Source organism: Thiocystis minor (assembly GCF_016653465.1).
GTDB classification, from domain to species: Bacteria; Pseudomonadota; Gammaproteobacteria; order Chromatiales; family Chromatiaceae; genus Chromatium; species Chromatium minus.
This window is the reverse complement of the sequence record NZ_NHSQ01000111.1, coordinates 1-15693: the sequence shown is the minus strand read 5'-3', so window position 1 is coordinate 15693 and position 15693 is coordinate 1. Positions and strand designations below refer to the sequence as shown.

10 protein-coding genes are annotated in these 15693 nt (G+C 62.7%); 4 read left to right on the top strand and 6 right to left on the bottom strand.

Annotated elements, in window-relative coordinates:
- Positions 1-76: 76 nt before the first annotated feature.
- The 3 genes from prpC to CCR95_RS15820 form a co-directional block, all read right to left on the bottom strand.
- Positions 77-1234: a bifunctional 2-methylcitrate synthase/citrate synthase gene (prpC, locus tag CCR95_RS15830; protein WP_201096111.1), complete on the bottom strand. Its 1158-nt coding sequence runs from the start codon at positions 1232-1234 to the stop codon at positions 77-79.
- A 223-nt stretch (positions 1235-1457) separates the two neighbouring features.
- The gene (gene prpB / locus CCR95_RS15825) at positions 1458-2348 is read right to left on the bottom strand and encodes a methylisocitrate lyase (RefSeq protein WP_201096110.1); all 891 of its coding nucleotides are present in this window, start codon (positions 2346-2348) and stop codon (positions 1458-1460) included.
- A gap of 114 nt (positions 2349-2462) precedes the next feature.
- On the bottom strand, positions 2463-3149 hold the full coding sequence (locus CCR95_RS15820) for a GntR family transcriptional regulator (protein ID WP_201096109.1): 687 nt from the start codon (positions 3147-3149) through the stop codon (positions 2463-2465).
- Between the two features lie 408 nt (positions 3150-3557).
- Here CCR95_RS15820 and CCR95_RS15815 point away from each other — a divergent pair, with 408 nt between their 5' ends.
- Complete coding sequence (locus CCR95_RS15815) at positions 3558-4898, top strand: ABC1 kinase family protein (RefSeq protein WP_201096107.1); 1341 nt, start codon at positions 3558-3560, stop codon at positions 4896-4898.
- Between the two features lie 37 nt (positions 4899-4935).
- On the opposite strand, the gene CCR95_RS15810 is transcribed toward CCR95_RS15815, so the two are convergent.
- Entirely contained in the window at positions 4936-8382 is a 3447-nt protein-coding gene (locus CCR95_RS15810) for an acyl-[ACP]--phospholipid O-acyltransferase (RefSeq protein WP_201096105.1), read from the bottom strand.
- A gap of 399 nt (positions 8383-8781) precedes the next feature.
- On the opposite strand from CCR95_RS15810, the gene CCR95_RS15805 reads away from it, so the two are divergent.
- Positions 8782-10332, top strand: coding sequence for an ATP-binding protein (locus CCR95_RS15805; protein ID WP_201096104.1), 1551 nt, complete (start codon positions 8782-8784; stop codon positions 10330-10332).
- A 151-nt stretch (positions 10333-10483) separates the two neighbouring features.
- Here CCR95_RS15805 and CCR95_RS15800 read toward each other — a convergent pair whose 3' ends face one another.
- Complete coding sequence (locus tag CCR95_RS15800; protein ID WP_201096103.1) at positions 10484-10927, bottom strand: DUF29 domain-containing protein; 444 nt, start codon at positions 10925-10927, stop codon at positions 10484-10486.
- A 203-nt stretch (positions 10928-11130) separates the two neighbouring features.
- Positions 11131-12258, bottom strand: a complete 1128-nt coding sequence (locus CCR95_RS15795) for a glycosyltransferase (RefSeq protein WP_201096101.1) — start codon at positions 12256-12258, stop codon at positions 11131-11133.
- Positions 12259-12531: 273 nt separating this feature from the next.
- Here CCR95_RS15795 and CCR95_RS15790 point away from each other — a divergent pair, with 273 nt between their 5' ends.
- Both CCR95_RS15790 and CCR95_RS15785 read left to right on the top strand, forming a co-directional pair.
- Positions 12532-15048, top strand: coding sequence for a trypsin-like serine protease (locus tag CCR95_RS15790; RefSeq protein WP_201096100.1), 2517 nt, complete (start codon positions 12532-12534; stop codon positions 15046-15048).
- A 332-nt stretch (positions 15049-15380) separates the two neighbouring features.
- Complete coding sequence (locus CCR95_RS15785; protein ID WP_201096095.1) at positions 15381-15662, top strand: hypothetical protein; 282 nt, start codon at positions 15381-15383, stop codon at positions 15660-15662.
- The last annotated feature ends 31 nt before the right edge of the window (positions 15663-15693 follow it).

Here is a 15693-nt window from a genome sequence, read left to right as displayed (position 1 = left end):
TGCCAACTGCCAACTGCCAACTGCCAACTGCCAACTGCCAACTGCCAACTGCCAACTGCCAACTGCCAACTGCCAACTATCGTTGCTCGATCGGCACCCACTTGAGGTTCTCGACCCCAATATAGTTGGCACTCGGACGGATGATCTTGCCATCCTGGCGCTGCTCGATGACATGGGCGACCCAGCCGGCGGTGCGCGAGATGACGAAGATGGGCGTGAACAATGGGGTTGGCACGCCCATCTGCGCATAGGACACGGCGGAGAACCAGTCGAGATTGGGGAACATCTTCTTCTGATCCCACATGACGCTTTCGAGCCGCTCGGCGACCTCGAACATCGCCATGTTTTCGTTGGCCTCGGACAAGCGCCGGGCGACCGACTTGATGACCTCGTTGCGCGGGTCGGCGATGGTATAGACCGGATGGCCGAAGCCGATGACGATCTCCTTGCGGGCGACCCGCTCGCGGATGTCGGCCTCTGCTTCGTCGGGGCTGGCGTAACGCTGTTGGATCTCGCAGGCGGCCTCGTTGGCGCCGCCGTGCTTGGGTCCGCGCAGTGCACCCGTCGCGCCGGTGATGGCCGAATACATGTCCGAGTTGGTGCCAGCGATCACCCGCGCGGTGAAGGTGGAGGCGTTGAACTCGTGCTCGGCGTAGAGGATGAGCGAGGTGTGCATGGCGCGCACCCAGTCGGCGGACGGTGTTTCGCCGTGCAGCAGATGCAGGAAATGACCACCAATCGTCTCGTCGTCGGTCTCGACCTCGATGCGCCGGCCGTGATGAGCGAAGTGATACCAGTAGAGCAGCATGGAGCCGAAACAGGCGATCAGCCGGTCGCCGATCTCGCGCGCCGCGCCGACCGGCATGCTGTCCTTCTCCGGCTCCAGGGTACCGAGCAGCGAACAACCGGTGCGCATCACGTCCATCGGATGGGCGGAAGAGGCTGGAATCTGCTCCAGCGCGGTCTTCAGCGCCGCCGGCAATCCGCGCATGGCCTTGAGCTTGCGCTTGTAGGCGGCCAGCTCGGTGCGGGTGGGGAGACGCTCATGGATCAGCAGATGAGCGATCTCCTCGAGCTCGGCCTGATCGGCGAAATCCAGGATGTCATAGCCGCGATAGTGCAGATCGTTGCCGGTCCGTCCGACCGTGCAAATCGCCGTATTGCCGGCCACGGTGCCGGACAGGGCGACGGATTTTTTCGGCTTGGGCAAGGGGTTTGCGTCGTTCTCGGCCATCGTTTCCTCTCCTCGGTTCCTCGGTTCAACGTCTTGTTTTGGTTTCTCTTAAATAGAGCGGTCAGCCTCCAGCGATCGGCTTCCAGCCATTGTGTTGCAGAGATTTTCCCTTCTTGCAGCCTTCACCCAATGGGTGAGTCTCGGTAGGTCTCAATCATCGGCCAAGTTGCCGATTCCCAACCGCTGGCTGCTGGAGGCTGGAAGCTGACTGCTCTTATTCGATTTACGCCTCGGGTTGCGACTGTGCGAACAGCTCGTCGAGTTTCTGCTCGAAGCTGTGATAGTTCAGATAGTCGTACAGCTCCATGCGGGTCTGCATGGTGTCGACCACGTTGGCCTGAGTGCCGTCGCGGCGGATCGCCTGATAGACATTGAGCGCGGCCCGGTTCATGGCGCGGAAGGCCGACAGCGGGTAGAGCACCAGCGACACGCCGACCGCGCCCAGCTCGGTGGTGGTGAACAGCGGCGTGGCGCCGAATTCGGTGATGTTGGCAAGCACCGGCACCTGGACCGCCGCGATGAAGGTTTCGTATTGGGCAAGCTCGGTCATGGCCTCCGGGAAGATCATGTCCGCGCCGGCCTCGACACAGGCCACCGCGCGCTCGATGGCCGAGTCCATGCCCTCGACGGCTAGGGCATCGGTGCGAGCCATGATCACGAAATCGTCGGTGCGCGCGTCCACGGCGGCCTTGATGCGGTCGACCATTTCGGACTTGGAAACGACCGCCTTGCCGGGGCGATGGCCGCAGCGTTTGGCGGCCACCTGATCCTCGATATGACAGCCCGCCGCGCCCGCCCGGCTCATCTGCTTGACCGTGCGGGCGATGTTGAAGGCGCCGCCCCAGCCGGTGTCCGCATCGACCAGCAGCGGCAGCTCGGTCGCGTAGGTGATACGGCGCACGTCTTCCAGCACATCGTCGAGACTGGTCATGCCGAGGTCCGGTACGCCGAAAGAGCCCGCCGCGACCCCGCCGCCGGAGAGATAGAGCGCCCGGTATCCGGTGCGTTCGGCCATCATGGCGTGATAGGCGTTGATCGCGCCGACGACCTGCAAGGGACGTTCTTCCTGGACGGCACGGCGCAACTTGGCGCCGGGGGTGGTCGGTTCGGTCATCGTGTTCGCCTCGTCAATTGTGAGTAGGATGGGCAAAGCGCAGCGTGCCCATCTTCAGGCTTTAGCGCGTATTAGGATGGGCACGCTGCGCTTTGCCCATCCTACAATTGGCGATCAGTCCTTCTCCGCCGCAAGCCGGCGTTCGATGGACTGCCGCGAGGCACGGATATGCCGACGCATCAGCCACTCGGCCAGCTCGCCGTCGCGCTCGGCGATGGCCTCGACGACCTGTCCGTGTTCCTTCAGCGCCTCGCGCGCCCGGTCGCTCTTCATCCCGAACTGACAGCGGTACATCCGCGCCAGGTGGTAAAGATCGTTGCAGAGAATGTCGACCAGTCGCCGGTTGCCGCTGCCCTGGACGATCCGAAAATGGAAATCCAGATCTCCTTCCTGCTGAAAATAGGTCTGCCAGTCGTCGCGGGCGACCTCGTGCCGGTGGCGTTCCAGCAACGCCTGGAGTGCGCCGATGTCCGCGTCGGACATGCGTTCCGCCGCAAGTCGCGCCGCCATGCCTTCGAGCGCCTCGCGGATGACATAGATCTCCAGCAATTGAGCGTTGGAGAGCGTGATCACGCGCGCCCCCACGTTCGGCTTGCGCTCCACCAGATTGGTCGCTTCCAGCCGTCGCATGGCCTCGCGCAGCGGGCCGCGGCTGATGCCGTAGCGGGTCGCCAGGACGGGCTCGCTGATCTTGCTGCCGGGAGGAATCTCGCCCGCCACGATGGCTTGGCGAAGCTGGTCGAAGACCCGGTCGGCGATGGTCGAGCAACTCTCTAAAGCGATCACTGCTGGATGGGGCATCGTTATGCTGTCGACAATCCTGGCGATTAAAGGCGTTAGAATAACGAAAATTTTTAAAAACTCAATAAATTGTCGACAATGTCTTTTGTCATTGCGGCAAGATCGGTTTCTTTGTGAAACTTTATAACCGTTACCGATACAAAGGTTTGAGTTGTACTCGCGCGCCGTCAACGCCATGTTTGAAAGCGATCATGGACCATGCAACGCGTCCGGCAGGGCGGCGTCGGTTGTGCGCTTGGCCGGCTTCGCCCGCGCCGGTTCGCGTCGGAGCTGACGCAACCGACACCATTCAATGTTTAATTCTTATAACCGCGTCTCACTGATCGCCGTTGGTCGCCGCAAGACGGATGCTCGCTCGAACCAGCGCAAGTCACTCTGGACGTGGTTTCATCGCCAGGAAAAATGCTCATGTCTCAAACACCCACCTCCCGCGGCTCCGCCGTTCCAAGCAACCGCATCAGCCGTCTCTGGCACATGGGGCGCGCGACTGGCGACCTAGCGGCGGGGATCGGGGTCAAGGGTCTGATCGAGATGGCGCGCGGTCGCGGGGGAAAACACCCCTCGCGGATTCAGATCTCCCCTGAATCGACCAAGCGTTTCACCGACCGGCTCGCGCACATGCGCGGCGCGGTGATGAAGATGGGCCAGCTCATGTCGATGGACGGGACCGACATCCTGACCCCGGAAGCCGCCGAGATCCTGAGCGCATTGCGCGACCGCGCCGAGCCCATGCCGTTGAGCCAGCTCGCCAAGGTGCTGGAGAGCGAATATGGCGCGGGTTGGGACAAGCGCTTCAAACGCTTCGATTTCACGCCGATCGCCGCCGCGTCCATCGGGCAGGTGCATCGCGCCGAGACGCGAGATGGACGGCAACTGGCGCTCAAGATCCAGTTTCCGGGCGTGCGCGCGAGCATCGACAGCGATATCGACAACATGATCTTCTTCGGCAAGACCTTCGGCATGGCGCCGCCGGGAATCGACATCTCGCCCTATCTCGACGCGGCGCGCCGCCAGCTTCACCGCGAGGCCGATTATGTCGCCGAGGCCGATGCGATGGACGCCTATCGGGTCCAGGTCGGGGACGATCCGGACTTCTTTATTCCCGGTGTCCACCGGGACTTCTCGACGCCGGGCATTCTTGCGATGGATTTCGCCGAGGGCGTTCCGGTGGACCGGCTGGCCGATCCCAGTTACCGGCGCGCCGAGCGCGATCGCGCGGCGACCCTGCTGATGCGCCTGACCCTGCGCGAACTGTTCGAGTTCGCCCTGGTCCAGACCGATCCCAACTTCAGCAATTATCTTTACGACGCGGCCAACGGGCGTATCGTGCTGCTGGATTTTGGCGCCACGCAGTCGGTGTCGCCGGTGCTGGTGGAGCAATATCGACAGATGTTCAAGGCCTCGATCCTCGATGATCGCGAGGGCATGCGCACCGCCGCCGTGGCGCTCGGTTACATGGGCGCCGACGATCCCAGCGAACAGGTCGAGGCCATGATCGACATGCTCTGTCTCTCCGCCGAGCCGCTGCGTCAGCCGGGTTACTACGACTTCGGGGCCTCCGATCTGTTCGAACGGGTCTTTCAGCGTGGCCGCGAACTGTTTCACTCGGGTGTTTTCACGACCGTGCCCGCCGCCGAGACCATGTTTCTGCATCGTAAATTCATGGGTTCGGCAATGCTTTCGCGTCGTCTGCGGGCGCGGGTCGATCTGATGACGATGGCCCAGGCCTGTCTAGCGACCGGCGCGTGAATTCGACATCCGGGCGCGCCCCCACGGGCGCTTCCGGCTAGAGAGCGAGCGCCAACCGCCGTGCGGCGCCGAAATCGGTCTTGCCGCTGCCGAGCTTCGGGATCGCCTCGACCCGCGCGATCTGCGACGGGATGCTCAGCGGATTGGCGCCGATGTCCAGCAGCTTTCTGCGCAATACGTCCCCATCAATCTCCCCGGCAACCAGCAGCAGGATGCGCTCGCCCTTGCGCTCGTCGGGCAGATTGACCGCCGCGACCTCCAGCTCGGGCTGGCCGAGCGCCCGTCGTGCCTGTTCCTCGACCACGCTCAAACTGATCATCTCGCCGCCCAGCTTGGCGAAGCGCGAGTAGCGGTCGACGATGGTCAGGAAGCCGTCGCTGTCCAGATGTCCCTTGTCGCCGGTTTTGTACCAGCGCATGCCGTCCAGTTCGACGACCGCATCGGCGGTCTTCTCGGGCGCTCGGAGATAGCCTTTCATGACCTGCACGCCGCCGATCAGGATCAAGCCGTCCTCGCCCGCCGGTAGCGTCTCCAGCGAGACCGGATCGACGATGCGGAAGCTGGTTCCGGGCAGCGGCATGCCGACGGTGCCGGGGCGCGAACCGGACTGGATCTTCCAGCTCTCGTTGTCCAAGGCGTCCGGGACGTTGACGCTGGCCACCGGCGTGGTCTCGGTCGCGCCATAACCCTCGTAGATCGGTTTGTGGAACTTGAGCGCGAAGGCCTCGCGCACCTCCGGCCCCAGCCGCTCGGCGCCGGCGACGACGATCCGCAGCGACTGGAGCATCAGCGGATGCACGCGCTTGTTGCGGGTGTAGAGCCGCAGGAAGGTCGAGGTGCTACAGAGCACCGTAGCGCGGTGACGGGCGATGGCCTTGGCGGTGCCGGGCGCGTCGGTGGGGTCGGGATGGCAGACCATGGGGATGCCTTCCAGCAGCGGCAGGAAGGTGGTCGCCGTCAGACCGAAGGCATGGAACAGCGGCAGGTTGGCCATGATGACGTCGCTGCTTTCGGTATTGAGCACGTCCGAGATCTGGCGCACGTTGGCCATGATGTTGCGATGCGTGAGTTCGATGCCCTTGGGCGCGCCCTCGCTGCCGCTGGAAAAGAGGATCGCGGCGGTGTCGTCCGGCTTGGCGTGGTCGCCGAACAGCCAGAGCAACGCCCGCGCCGGAAGCAGACTCGACAGCCCCAGCATGGCCAGGGCACTGAGCTTGCCGATGCCCGCGCGCATGCCTTCCATCGGATGCAGGGTCACGTCCGGCAACGTCGCGCCGAGGTCGATCCCGCGCTGTTCGAGCTTGCGCAGAAAACGGTCGGCGGTGATGACATGCCGGATGCCGGCCTGTGCGACGCCGGCCCGCAAGGCATCGGCGCTGGCGGTGTAGTTCAGATTCACCACCGTCTTGCCCGCCATAAGCGCGGCCAGATTGGCGATGGCCCCGGCACTGCTGGCGGGCATCAGGATGCCGATGGCCGGTTCCGGCGCCAGACGCCGCACCCGTCCGGCGAACAGCAGCACGGCGGTGATCAGACGCCGATTGGTCAGCGAGGTGCCGATGGAATCGATGATCGCGACCGCGCCAGGATCGCGTTTGGCGGTCGCGAGCCAGGCCGCCGGAAGGGTCGGCAGGGTCGTCACATAGGTCTGCCAGGAGGTGACCGACAGATCGAAAACCGCCTGCTTCACCCGTTCGGCGGACGAATCCAGCGGCAGGGTCGGACCGAAGGCGACGATGACCTCGCGCAGACGTCCGTCGCGCCGATTGGACTTGAGCTTGTCGCTCGCATAGGAGAAGCGGCTGCCCCAGAGACCGCGCTGATAGAAGGGCAGGATGACGCCCGAACTGGCCGCGCGCGCCGACAGCTCGAAACCGCGCTTGAATTCGGAGAGCTGGCCGTTCTTGCTTAGCGTCCCTTCCGGGAAGATGCAGACCACCTCGCCCGCGTCCAGAAGTCGGGTCACGGTCGCGATCGCCTGCCGGCTGCTCCCGCGCGAGATCGGCACCACGCCGAAGAAATCCAGGAACCAGCGCAGATACCAGCGTTGGTAGATCACCCGCTCCATGACGAAGCGCACCGGTCGCGGACTGGCCATCTGCATCATTGCCCAGTCGATCCAACTGACGTGATTGCCGAGCATCAGCACGCCGCCCTGCGCCGGCAGGTTTTTCAGGCCCATGACATTGAGCCGGTAACGGGTCGACATCGCGCGGCCGATGAGAAATCGCACCAGCGACTGCGGCAGTTGATAGAGCGTATAGAGCGCGCCGAGCAGCGCGATCGCGGCCAGCGTGAGCATCAGCGCCAGACCGCCGATGTGGAGATAGGCCGCGGCGACCGTGAGCGCGAGGAAGCTCAGCATCAGAATGTTCTGGATGAAATTGTTGGCCGCCAGCACCCGACCCAGATCGTCCTCGCCGGCGTTGAACTGGATCAGCGCGTTCAGCGGTACCAGATACAATCCGGCCAGGAAACCGAGCAGCAGGAAGTTGATCCCATGCGCCCAGGCCGAGCCGAGTCCGGGCAGCAGGAACAGGGTCGCGGCGATGCCGAGCGCGCCGATCGGGATCAGGGCGGTCTCGATGTGACCACGCGAAACTCGCCCTGCGACGATCGAGCCGAGAATGATACCCACCCCCGAGCAGGCCAACATGCCCTGGATGACCACGGTATTGGTCTCGCCGAGCGTCTCCTTCGCGAAGGCCGGGAACACCGCCAGCATCACCTGCGAGATCGACCAGAAGACCGCCAGCCCGACGATCGACAGCCAGATCACCTGATTGTCCCAGGCGGCATGCAGGTTGTGTTTCAGATAGCGCCCACCGAGGTACTGGCTCCAGTCGAAGCGCATCGCGGTGCCTGGATTCCTCTCGGGCAGGCGGTAGGCCATGAAGACTTCGGTCAGCGAACAGAGCACCAGGATCCAGCCCAATGGCGCGATCAGGCCCATGACCTCGCCGGGCGTGGCAAAGCTGGTGTCGCTCAGACGGCCCTCGAAGAGGATGGAAAAGACGAAGATCCCGGCCAGGATCGCGGTGGTGGTGGTCGCCTGAACCCAGCCATTGGCAGCGGCCAGCGATTCCTTGCCGACCAGTTCCTTGATATAGCCGTATTTGGCGGGCGAATAGATCGCGGCCTGCGCGCCCAGCAGAAAGGTCATGGCAAAGGCCGGCCAGAACCAGCCGAGGTAATAGAAGAGCGTGATCGCCAGGGTGAGCGCGACCGCGATCCAGGCGCTCACGCGCATCACGCGGTTTTTCGGGAAGCGGTCGGCCAGGAAACCGGACGGCGTGAACAGCAGCACGAAGGGCAGCAGGATCAATGCGTTGACGATGGCCGTCAGCAGGATCTGCGCATCGCCGTCATAGGTTTTGAACAGCGTGTTCTGGATGACGATCTTGTGCCCCAGGTCGACGAAGGCATTGAGAAAGAGCATCAGGATGTAGGAGAGAAAGCCGGTGATGCGAAATAACTGACCCATGGACGGTGCCTCATGATGCGCCGATCCCCGTGGATCCTTGGCGCGGAATGGACAGGATGAAACCGCGTCCAGCGCGGTAGGCGATGTTGTTGGATTGGAACAACCTCGGCAGCCTCTGCGGCTGTCGGAGCAGGCGCGGTTTAAGCGATTAAAAAAGATAAAGATAAAACCGCGTCCACGCCAAGGACCGCGGATGGGCGAAACGTCACACTCACACTCAGACTCACTCGACACTCGGCATCTCGCTCTGGACGCGGTTTCGTTCGCCCGCAAGCGGGCTCCTGCGGTGGTGGCGGACGCCAAAACGAGGCGCGCTGGGACGAATCGTCTTCGGGCCGGCCAGCCTCGGCGGAAGTCTATACTGTCGCCATCTTTCCGTAACGAGTCCAAACCGCCGCCATGACCACGACGCGCCGCAAACTGCCGATCGGGATCCAGACTCTTCGCGAGATTCGCGAGGAGGGTTATTACTATGTCGACAAGTCCGGTTTCGCCCTGACGCTGATCGAGCAGGGGAAATATTTCTTCCTCTCACGCCCGCGCCGCTTTGGCAAAAGCCTGCTGGTCGATACCCTCAAGGAACTCTTCGAGGGCAACGCAGCCCTGTTCAAGGGGCTGGAGGCCGAACGGCGCTGGGATTGGTCGGTCGCCTATCCTGTCCTGCGCTTCAGCTTCGGGGGTGGGTTGTTGGGATCGGCCGCCGATCTGCAACAGAGTCTGCACGAACAACTCAGCGCCTTGGAGTCCCAGCATGCTCTGAGTGCGCGCTTCCCGGACGCCCGCAGCCGCTTCAAGACCCTGATTCGCGAACTGGCCGAACGCACCGGCCAGCGTGTCGTCGTGCTGGTCGACGAATACGACAAGCCCATCCTGGATCGCATCGAGGACCGCGAGCGGGCAATCGAGATCCGCGAGGTTCTGAAGGATTTCTACTCGGTCATCAAGGATTCGGATGCCTATGTCCGCTTCGCCTTTCTGACCGGCGTCTCAAAATTCAGCAAGGTGAGCATTTTTTCCGGGTTGAACAATCTGGAAGACATCACGGTCAGGCCGGAGTTTTCCGCGATTTGCGGCTATACCGAGAGCGATGTCGACACCGTCTTCGCGCCCGAGCTTGAGGGGTTGGATCGCGACGAGGTGCGCCGCTGGTACAACGGTTACAATTGGCTGGGCGATGCGGTCTACAATCCCTTCGATCTACTGTTATTGTTTCGGAATCGGACCTTCCGCGCCTGGTGGTTCGAGACCGGCACGCCGACCTTTCTGATCAAGCTACTCACCGAGCGCCAGCAGTTCATCCCCGATCTGGGGCGTCTGATGGCCCCGGAAAGCCTGCTCTCGACCTTCGATGTAGGCAATATCCCGACCGAGGCGCTGCTGTTCCAGGCGGGCTATCTCACCATCGCCTCCGCGCGCGCGATCCCCGGACGGCTCGAACTGCACTTGCGTTATCCCAACCTGGAGGTCCAGACCAGTCTCAACGATAGCCTGCTGCAAGCCCTGAGCGGCGGTCCCTCGGTGCCGGTGCGCAACATCAGCCGACTCTACGATCTGATGCTGGCCAATGACCTGCCCGCCCTGCGCGAACTCTTCCATGCCTTTTACGCCAGCATTCCCCATGACTGGTATCGCAACAGCCCCATTGCCCAGTACGAAGGCTACTACGCCAGCGTCTTCTACAGCTATTTCGCCGCGCTCGGTTTCGAGATCGTGCTCGAAGATACGAGCAATCAGGGTCGCATCGACATGACCGTCAAGTTCAACGGTCAGGTCTATCTGTTCGAGTTCAAGGTGGTGGAACTCGCCCCGGAAGGACGCGCGATCGATCAGATCAAGGCCCGTGGTTACGCCGAGAAATATCGCGCGCTGGGTCAACCGATCGCCCTGATCGGGGTCGAGTTCAGCAAGCAGGACCGCAATATCGTCGGGTTCGACATCGAGGTCCAGTAAAACGCGCCTGCCGTGTCCACTCATGTCTTTGCAGCGCGTCGGTTTTCCCGACCCGCTAGCGTCTGAGCTGGCGCGTTTTACGTGTTGAATGTTTTGATTCGTGACGGCGTGCGAGGTGGGCGCGTCGAGCACATCGTCGGGCGTCCGCCCTTCAGGGCTGGGCCGATCTGTCCGGAAACCAAGTCTCCGCGAGGATCTCCTCCGGACTCCAGGGGCAGGTCTCCGGGAAATCGGAGAGCCCGGTTGCCTCGGCGGCCTGCGCGATCCCGTCATCCCACACGGCGCTCCACCAGGCGGGATCCTTGAGTTTGACGCGCAGGCTGGGTGTCTCTTCCAAACGCCTGAGGATCCCGCGGCGCTGATTGCGGATCGTGATTTGCCAACTCGCGCCCCGGCGTTCGGGCTGAAACCGCCATTTGAGCAGATGCGCCAATAACACCGCCATCCGGTTCGCCAGTTCGCGGTGCTCGCTCTTGCCCACGTCCTCGATCTCCTCGGCGATGTGTTCCAGGTCGAGCAAATCGAAACGGCGCGCACGGATCAGCGCGGCTTGCTCGTTCGCCCAGGCAACGATGTCTCGATCATAAGTTTGCATCGGTTTTCCCCGTTCGTTCCAAGATCGTCCCAGCGTTCAACTGAAAAAGGGCAGTTGAACCGCAAAGAACACAAAGAACGTCAAGTCGTTCAACGTCTTGTCTCGATGACGGCAGTCACCAAAAGCGTGATCGTCCTGCGCATTGCAAACCCTTGTTTTTTTGTGCCATTTGCGCCTTTGCGGTTCCAAATGTCGTATTTGGTTCAAGCGAATACCCTGCTCGCCGCGTTTCCGATTGCCCACAGATAACGCGCGGCGCTACGACTCTGTTCATACTCGACAACGGCCGAACGCAGAACCGCCGACGGCAGCGGATGCTCAAGCGTCGCCCGCATCGCCTCAGCCAGTCCCGCGACGTCGCCCACCGGCACCAGGGGGCCATAGCGCCCGCCATCCAGAATCTCGGAGGGACCGCTCGGGCAGTCTGTCGCGACCGCCGGCACGCCGAGCGCCAGCGCCTCGGTCAGCACATTGGGCGAACCCTCCCAGGCGGACGACAGCACGAAGACGCCGGCCCGCGCAAGAAACGGGTAGGGGTTCGCCTGAAAACCGGGCAGGTCGACGCTGTCGCTCAGTCCCAGTTCGGCAATCAGCGCCATCAGTTTGGCGCGTCCGGAACCCTCGCCAAGGATCAGCAGCCGGCAGTCGCGGGTCGCGCGCAGCCGGGCGAAGGCACGGATCAGGGTCGGAAAATCCTTCTGACGTTGCAGGCGTCCCGCGCCCAGGATCACCGGCGGTTGGCCGGGCGCCAGCCAGGGATGCGCGCAGGGTTCGGCCGCCTGTGCATTGAGTTCCGGGGTGATGACGGGGTTGCGGATCACCTCGATCCGCGCGCGCGGGATCCGGGCGATGCGCGCGGTGTCGTCGGCGACGCCATCGGAGACGGCGAGGATGCGCTCGATTCGCGGATAGAGCAGCCGGATCGGCGCATAGCGCAACCAGCGCTCGGGGGGCGTGCGCTCGGCCATGGCGGTCGATAAATTGGTGCCCAGACGCAGCAGGATGGGCGTCTCGGTGCTCGCCAGCGCGCGCGCCAGCACCGCCGCGCGTCCGGCCCGATCCTTGATCGCCAGCAGGGCCGCCGGGCGACGCTCGCGCAAATACCGGGCAAGCGCGGGGATCGCGGCAAAGGTGTGATTGGCCTCCAGTCGTACCTGATTGATCTGCGCGGGCAGGCGGGTCAAATGAGGGCTCTCGGCCCGGACCAGAACCAGCTCGACCGGCTGTCCCAGATCCACGAAACCGCGCAGCAGATTGATCAGCATGCGCTCGACGCCGCCGCTCCCCGAGAAGGAGGCAAAGACGGCAATGGGCGGTTGCGTCGTGGACATAAAGAAAACCGATCTGGGTGAGGTCGTGAGCGGGATGATACGCGATCGAAAGCCCCCGTCGACTGGTGTCTGCCGGTTATCGTCGGCGCTGCGACCGCGCATGGATTGTTGCTATATTTGGCAAGGGCACATGGCGCTTCACCATGAGGAACACGGGTGTGATCCAGGTCACTGTCGCGCATGCTCGTCAGCGTCCATTGGTGGCGAAGCCGCTTCAGGTGCCTTATTCTCCGGTATTCCAACGCAAACAATTATTTCGCAGGAGTCGTCGAGATGGAAATAACACGGCTGACCGGAAGGCTGGTCTTACTGATTCCGCTGATCATTTCCGGTATCGCCTCTGCGGTTGATGTCTTTCCGGAGCAGAAGATCGCGGGCGTGACCGCGCAGGCGCGCCAACTTGAGCAGAAAACCGCCTTGCAGCGCTTGCAAACCCTGGTCGGACAACGCCCGGCGACCGCCGCCGCGCGGGCCGAACTGACCTCGGACGATCGGGAGAGCATCGCGCGTTACAACCAGACGGCCCCCAGCGGAGCGCCGCTGAAGGTGGGTGTCGTCAAGCCGATCCAACTCGACATCGACCTCAAGCCGCTTGACGTCGCCGCGATGACCGAGCAGACCTACAGCTTTCTCGGTGGCACGGTCCGGCGTACCGGCGGTCTCCTGACCCTGGCCATCCGGCTGGACACCGAGGGCGCCGCGGTTTCGCGGGTGCGCATCGACAACCTTCGACTGCCCGAAGGCGCGGTGATCCACGTCGACAACAATACCAGCGAAGCGCGCTCCTATTCTGGTCGTCAAAGCAGTTTCTGGACGCACTCCATCTCGGGAAATCAGATCTATCTCCAGGTCGAGTTGCCTGATCAAGCCTCCGACGAGGCGAGTTTCCAGATCGGCGCCGTGATGCTGCTCGACACCGCCTCCCAGGCGTTCTGCCCGATCAATGCCGGCTGCATCCAGGACGGCTCCTGTCATGACGCGACCGAATGGAGCGAAATCGACAAGGTGCGCAAGGCAATCGCGCGCATCAATTTCATCATCGAGAACGAGGGGAGTTTTCTTTGCACCGGCGGCCTGCTGGCCGATACCGATCAGGCGACCGCCATCCCCTATTTCCTGACCGCCAACCACTGCATCAATACCCCCGAGGTCGCCGCGACCATGGAGACCTGGTTCGACTATCGGACCGCATCCTGTGGTGGCGAGTGCCCCAGCGGTCCGGGCGCTTCCTCGACGCTCGGCGCGACCCTGCTGCACCATTCGGCGGTCAACGATCACAGTCTGCTCCTGCTGGACGAGGATCCGCCGGCGGATTCCTGGTTTCTGGGCTGGACCGACACGGCGGTGGAACGAATGGATGGCACGATGCTCTACCGCCTGAGTCATCCGCTTGGTTCGCCTCAAGCCTTTTCGACGCATCGTATCGACTCGAATGTCGCAATCTGCGGTGGTTTGCCCCGAGGCGCCTTTATCTACAGCGCCGACGTCGTTGGCGCGACCGAGGGCGGCAGCAGCGGTTCGCCGGTCATGCAGGCCGATGGTCAGGTGGTCGGGCAGCTCTATGGCGCCTGCGGCTCGAATTTGAACGATGTCTGCGACACGGAGAACAACTCCACCGTCGATGGGGCATTCGCCCATTACGCTGCGGATGTCGCGAAATGGTTGAACCCGGATCCGCTGAAGTTGCCCTTGACCGTCCAGAAATTGGGGAGCGGCGAGGGGCGCGTGGTCTCGTCGCTGGCCGAGAGCGACGCCGCCGATTCAGGCCCGTCGCAAGCTCCGGCAACCGCCCAACCGAGGCTGGTCGGCGGGGTGGCGGTCGAGAGCACGGAATGGCCCTGGCAGGCCGCACTGGAAATCAGCACCTGGTGGGTCAATGGCGATCTGCCGTCCTGTGGCGGATCGGTGATCGACGCCAATTGGATCTTGACCGCCGCGCACTGTGTCGTCGACAAGAATGTCAACGATCCCTTCCATCCCTATGTCACGGTGGCGCCCGCCAATATCGACGTTCGCACGGGATCCGACCGCTTCGATGTCGGCGGTCAGGCATCCAAGGTCAAACGCATCGTGAGGCATCCCGAATACGATCCGCTCACGCTGGAAAACGACATTGCGCTTCTGGAACTCAAGGGGCCGGTTTTCGTGGAGCCGGTGCGTCCGGTCACGCCGGAGCGCGAAGAGAACCTCGCCTGCCTTGGCACGGAAGGGGCTGTGACTGGCTGGACCCCCAGCGATTTTTGCGGTAATCAGGCGACGCTTCTGTCGAAAGTGGATGCCACCCTAGTGGATCCGTCGAACTGTCGGGATGCGTTCGGCGGGGGCGTCATCACTAATGACATGATCTGCACCAAATCGGCCGTTGGCGAGAACGACGATTGTCAGCTCGACGATGGCAGCCCGCTGGTGGTCGACAATGGGCGAGGCGGTTTCGTCCAGGCCGGTGTCGTCAGTCGCGGCAACGATTGCGACTCGGCCGGGAATCCGACCGTTCACATGCGTCTTGCCAACTATGTCGAGTGGATGGAGGAGGTCACTGGCCTGGATCTCACGTCCGATGTCGGCGATGGCATTATCGACTGCGGCAGCACCTGTTCCGCTGAATATCCCAGCGGAACCTCTGTCTCCCTGACCGCAACGCCCGAGCCTGGATCAACCTTCGCCGGGTGGGGTGGCGCGTGCAGCGGCCTGGAGACCTGTGCGGGGGTTCTGACGCAGGCGCAACATGTGACCGCGACCTTTCATTCGATCGAACCTCGCAAGCTCTCCTGCCCGACCACCTCGCCCTGATCCAGGCGGCATCTTGGGGGACTCAAAGGCGTCCAGCCGACTTGAGTCCCCAGTCTCTGTTGACACCGCGCCGCGGTGTCACGCACTCACGCTAAGTCACGAGTAAAAAAGTCAAATAACGAAACGAATACAATCGTTGTCGTTGTCGTTGTCGTTGTCGTTGTCGTTGTCGAAGAATCAATGCAATTCGGCCATGAACTACGCACGGGATTTCGATCCGGTCCGTGGCTTGGGCTGACGAAACCGCAAAGCGTTTGAAAAGCATCGATCGCTTCGCGCGGAACCAACGGCTTCGGGCCTCGCAGTTTGGCGTTGGAATGCGGATCGATTCGATGCTGACAAAGCTCGGACAGCGAGACTATGCGGTGCGGGAGAATCCCGTCCGCTATGATCGCATCGACAACGACAACGACAACGACAACGACAACGACAACAACAACGATGGCGCCAAAGGCGCATCGAAAACCGCCGCGTTCTGGCTTAAGGTACTACCCTGCTTGTGTGGGATTCGCTGGCCTGATCGGGTCGGGCTGACGGGATTGCGCCCGTCAGCCCTCCCACACCACCGGACATGCGGTTTTCCGCATCCGGCGGTTGGACCCAGCCACCATTAAGCGGCGGCGAGGTCTGATGGAACCCACAATC

Excerpts from the sequence above, each read along its gene's own strand:
- CCR95_RS15815 (WP_201096107.1), top strand. The coding sequence starts at position 3,558 with ATGTCTCAAACACCCACCTCCCGCGGCTCCGCCGTTCCAAGCAACCGC.
- CCR95_RS15790 (WP_201096100.1), top strand. The coding sequence starts at position 12,532 with ATGGAAATAACACGGCTGACCGGAAGGCTGGTCTTACTGATTCCGCTG.
- CCR95_RS15820 (WP_201096109.1), bottom strand. The coding sequence starts at position 3,149 with ATGCCCCATCCAGCAGTGATCGCTTTAGAGAGTTGCTCGACCATCGCC.
- CCR95_RS15795 (WP_201096101.1), bottom strand. The coding sequence starts at position 12,258 with ATGTCCACGACGCAACCGCCCATTGCCGTCTTTGCCTCCTTCTCGGGG.
- prpB (WP_201096110.1), bottom strand. The coding sequence starts at position 2,348 with ATGACCGAACCGACCACCCCCGGCGCCAAGTTGCGCCGTGCCGTCCAG.
- CCR95_RS15810 (WP_201096105.1), bottom strand. The coding sequence starts at position 8,382 with ATGGGTCAGTTATTTCGCATCACCGGCTTTCTCTCCTACATCCTGATG.
- CCR95_RS15785 (WP_201096095.1), top strand. The coding sequence starts at position 15,381 with ATGCTGACAAAGCTCGGACAGCGAGACTATGCGGTGCGGGAGAATCCC.
- CCR95_RS15800 (WP_201096103.1), bottom strand. The coding sequence starts at position 10,927 with ATGCAAACTTATGATCGAGACATCGTTGCCTGGGCGAACGAGCAAGCC.
- prpC (WP_201096111.1), bottom strand. The coding sequence starts at position 1,234 with ATGGCCGAGAACGACGCAAACCCCTTGCCCAAGCCGAAAAAATCCGTC.
- CCR95_RS15805 (WP_201096104.1), top strand. The coding sequence starts at position 8,782 with ATGACCACGACGCGCCGCAAACTGCCGATCGGGATCCAGACTCTTCGC.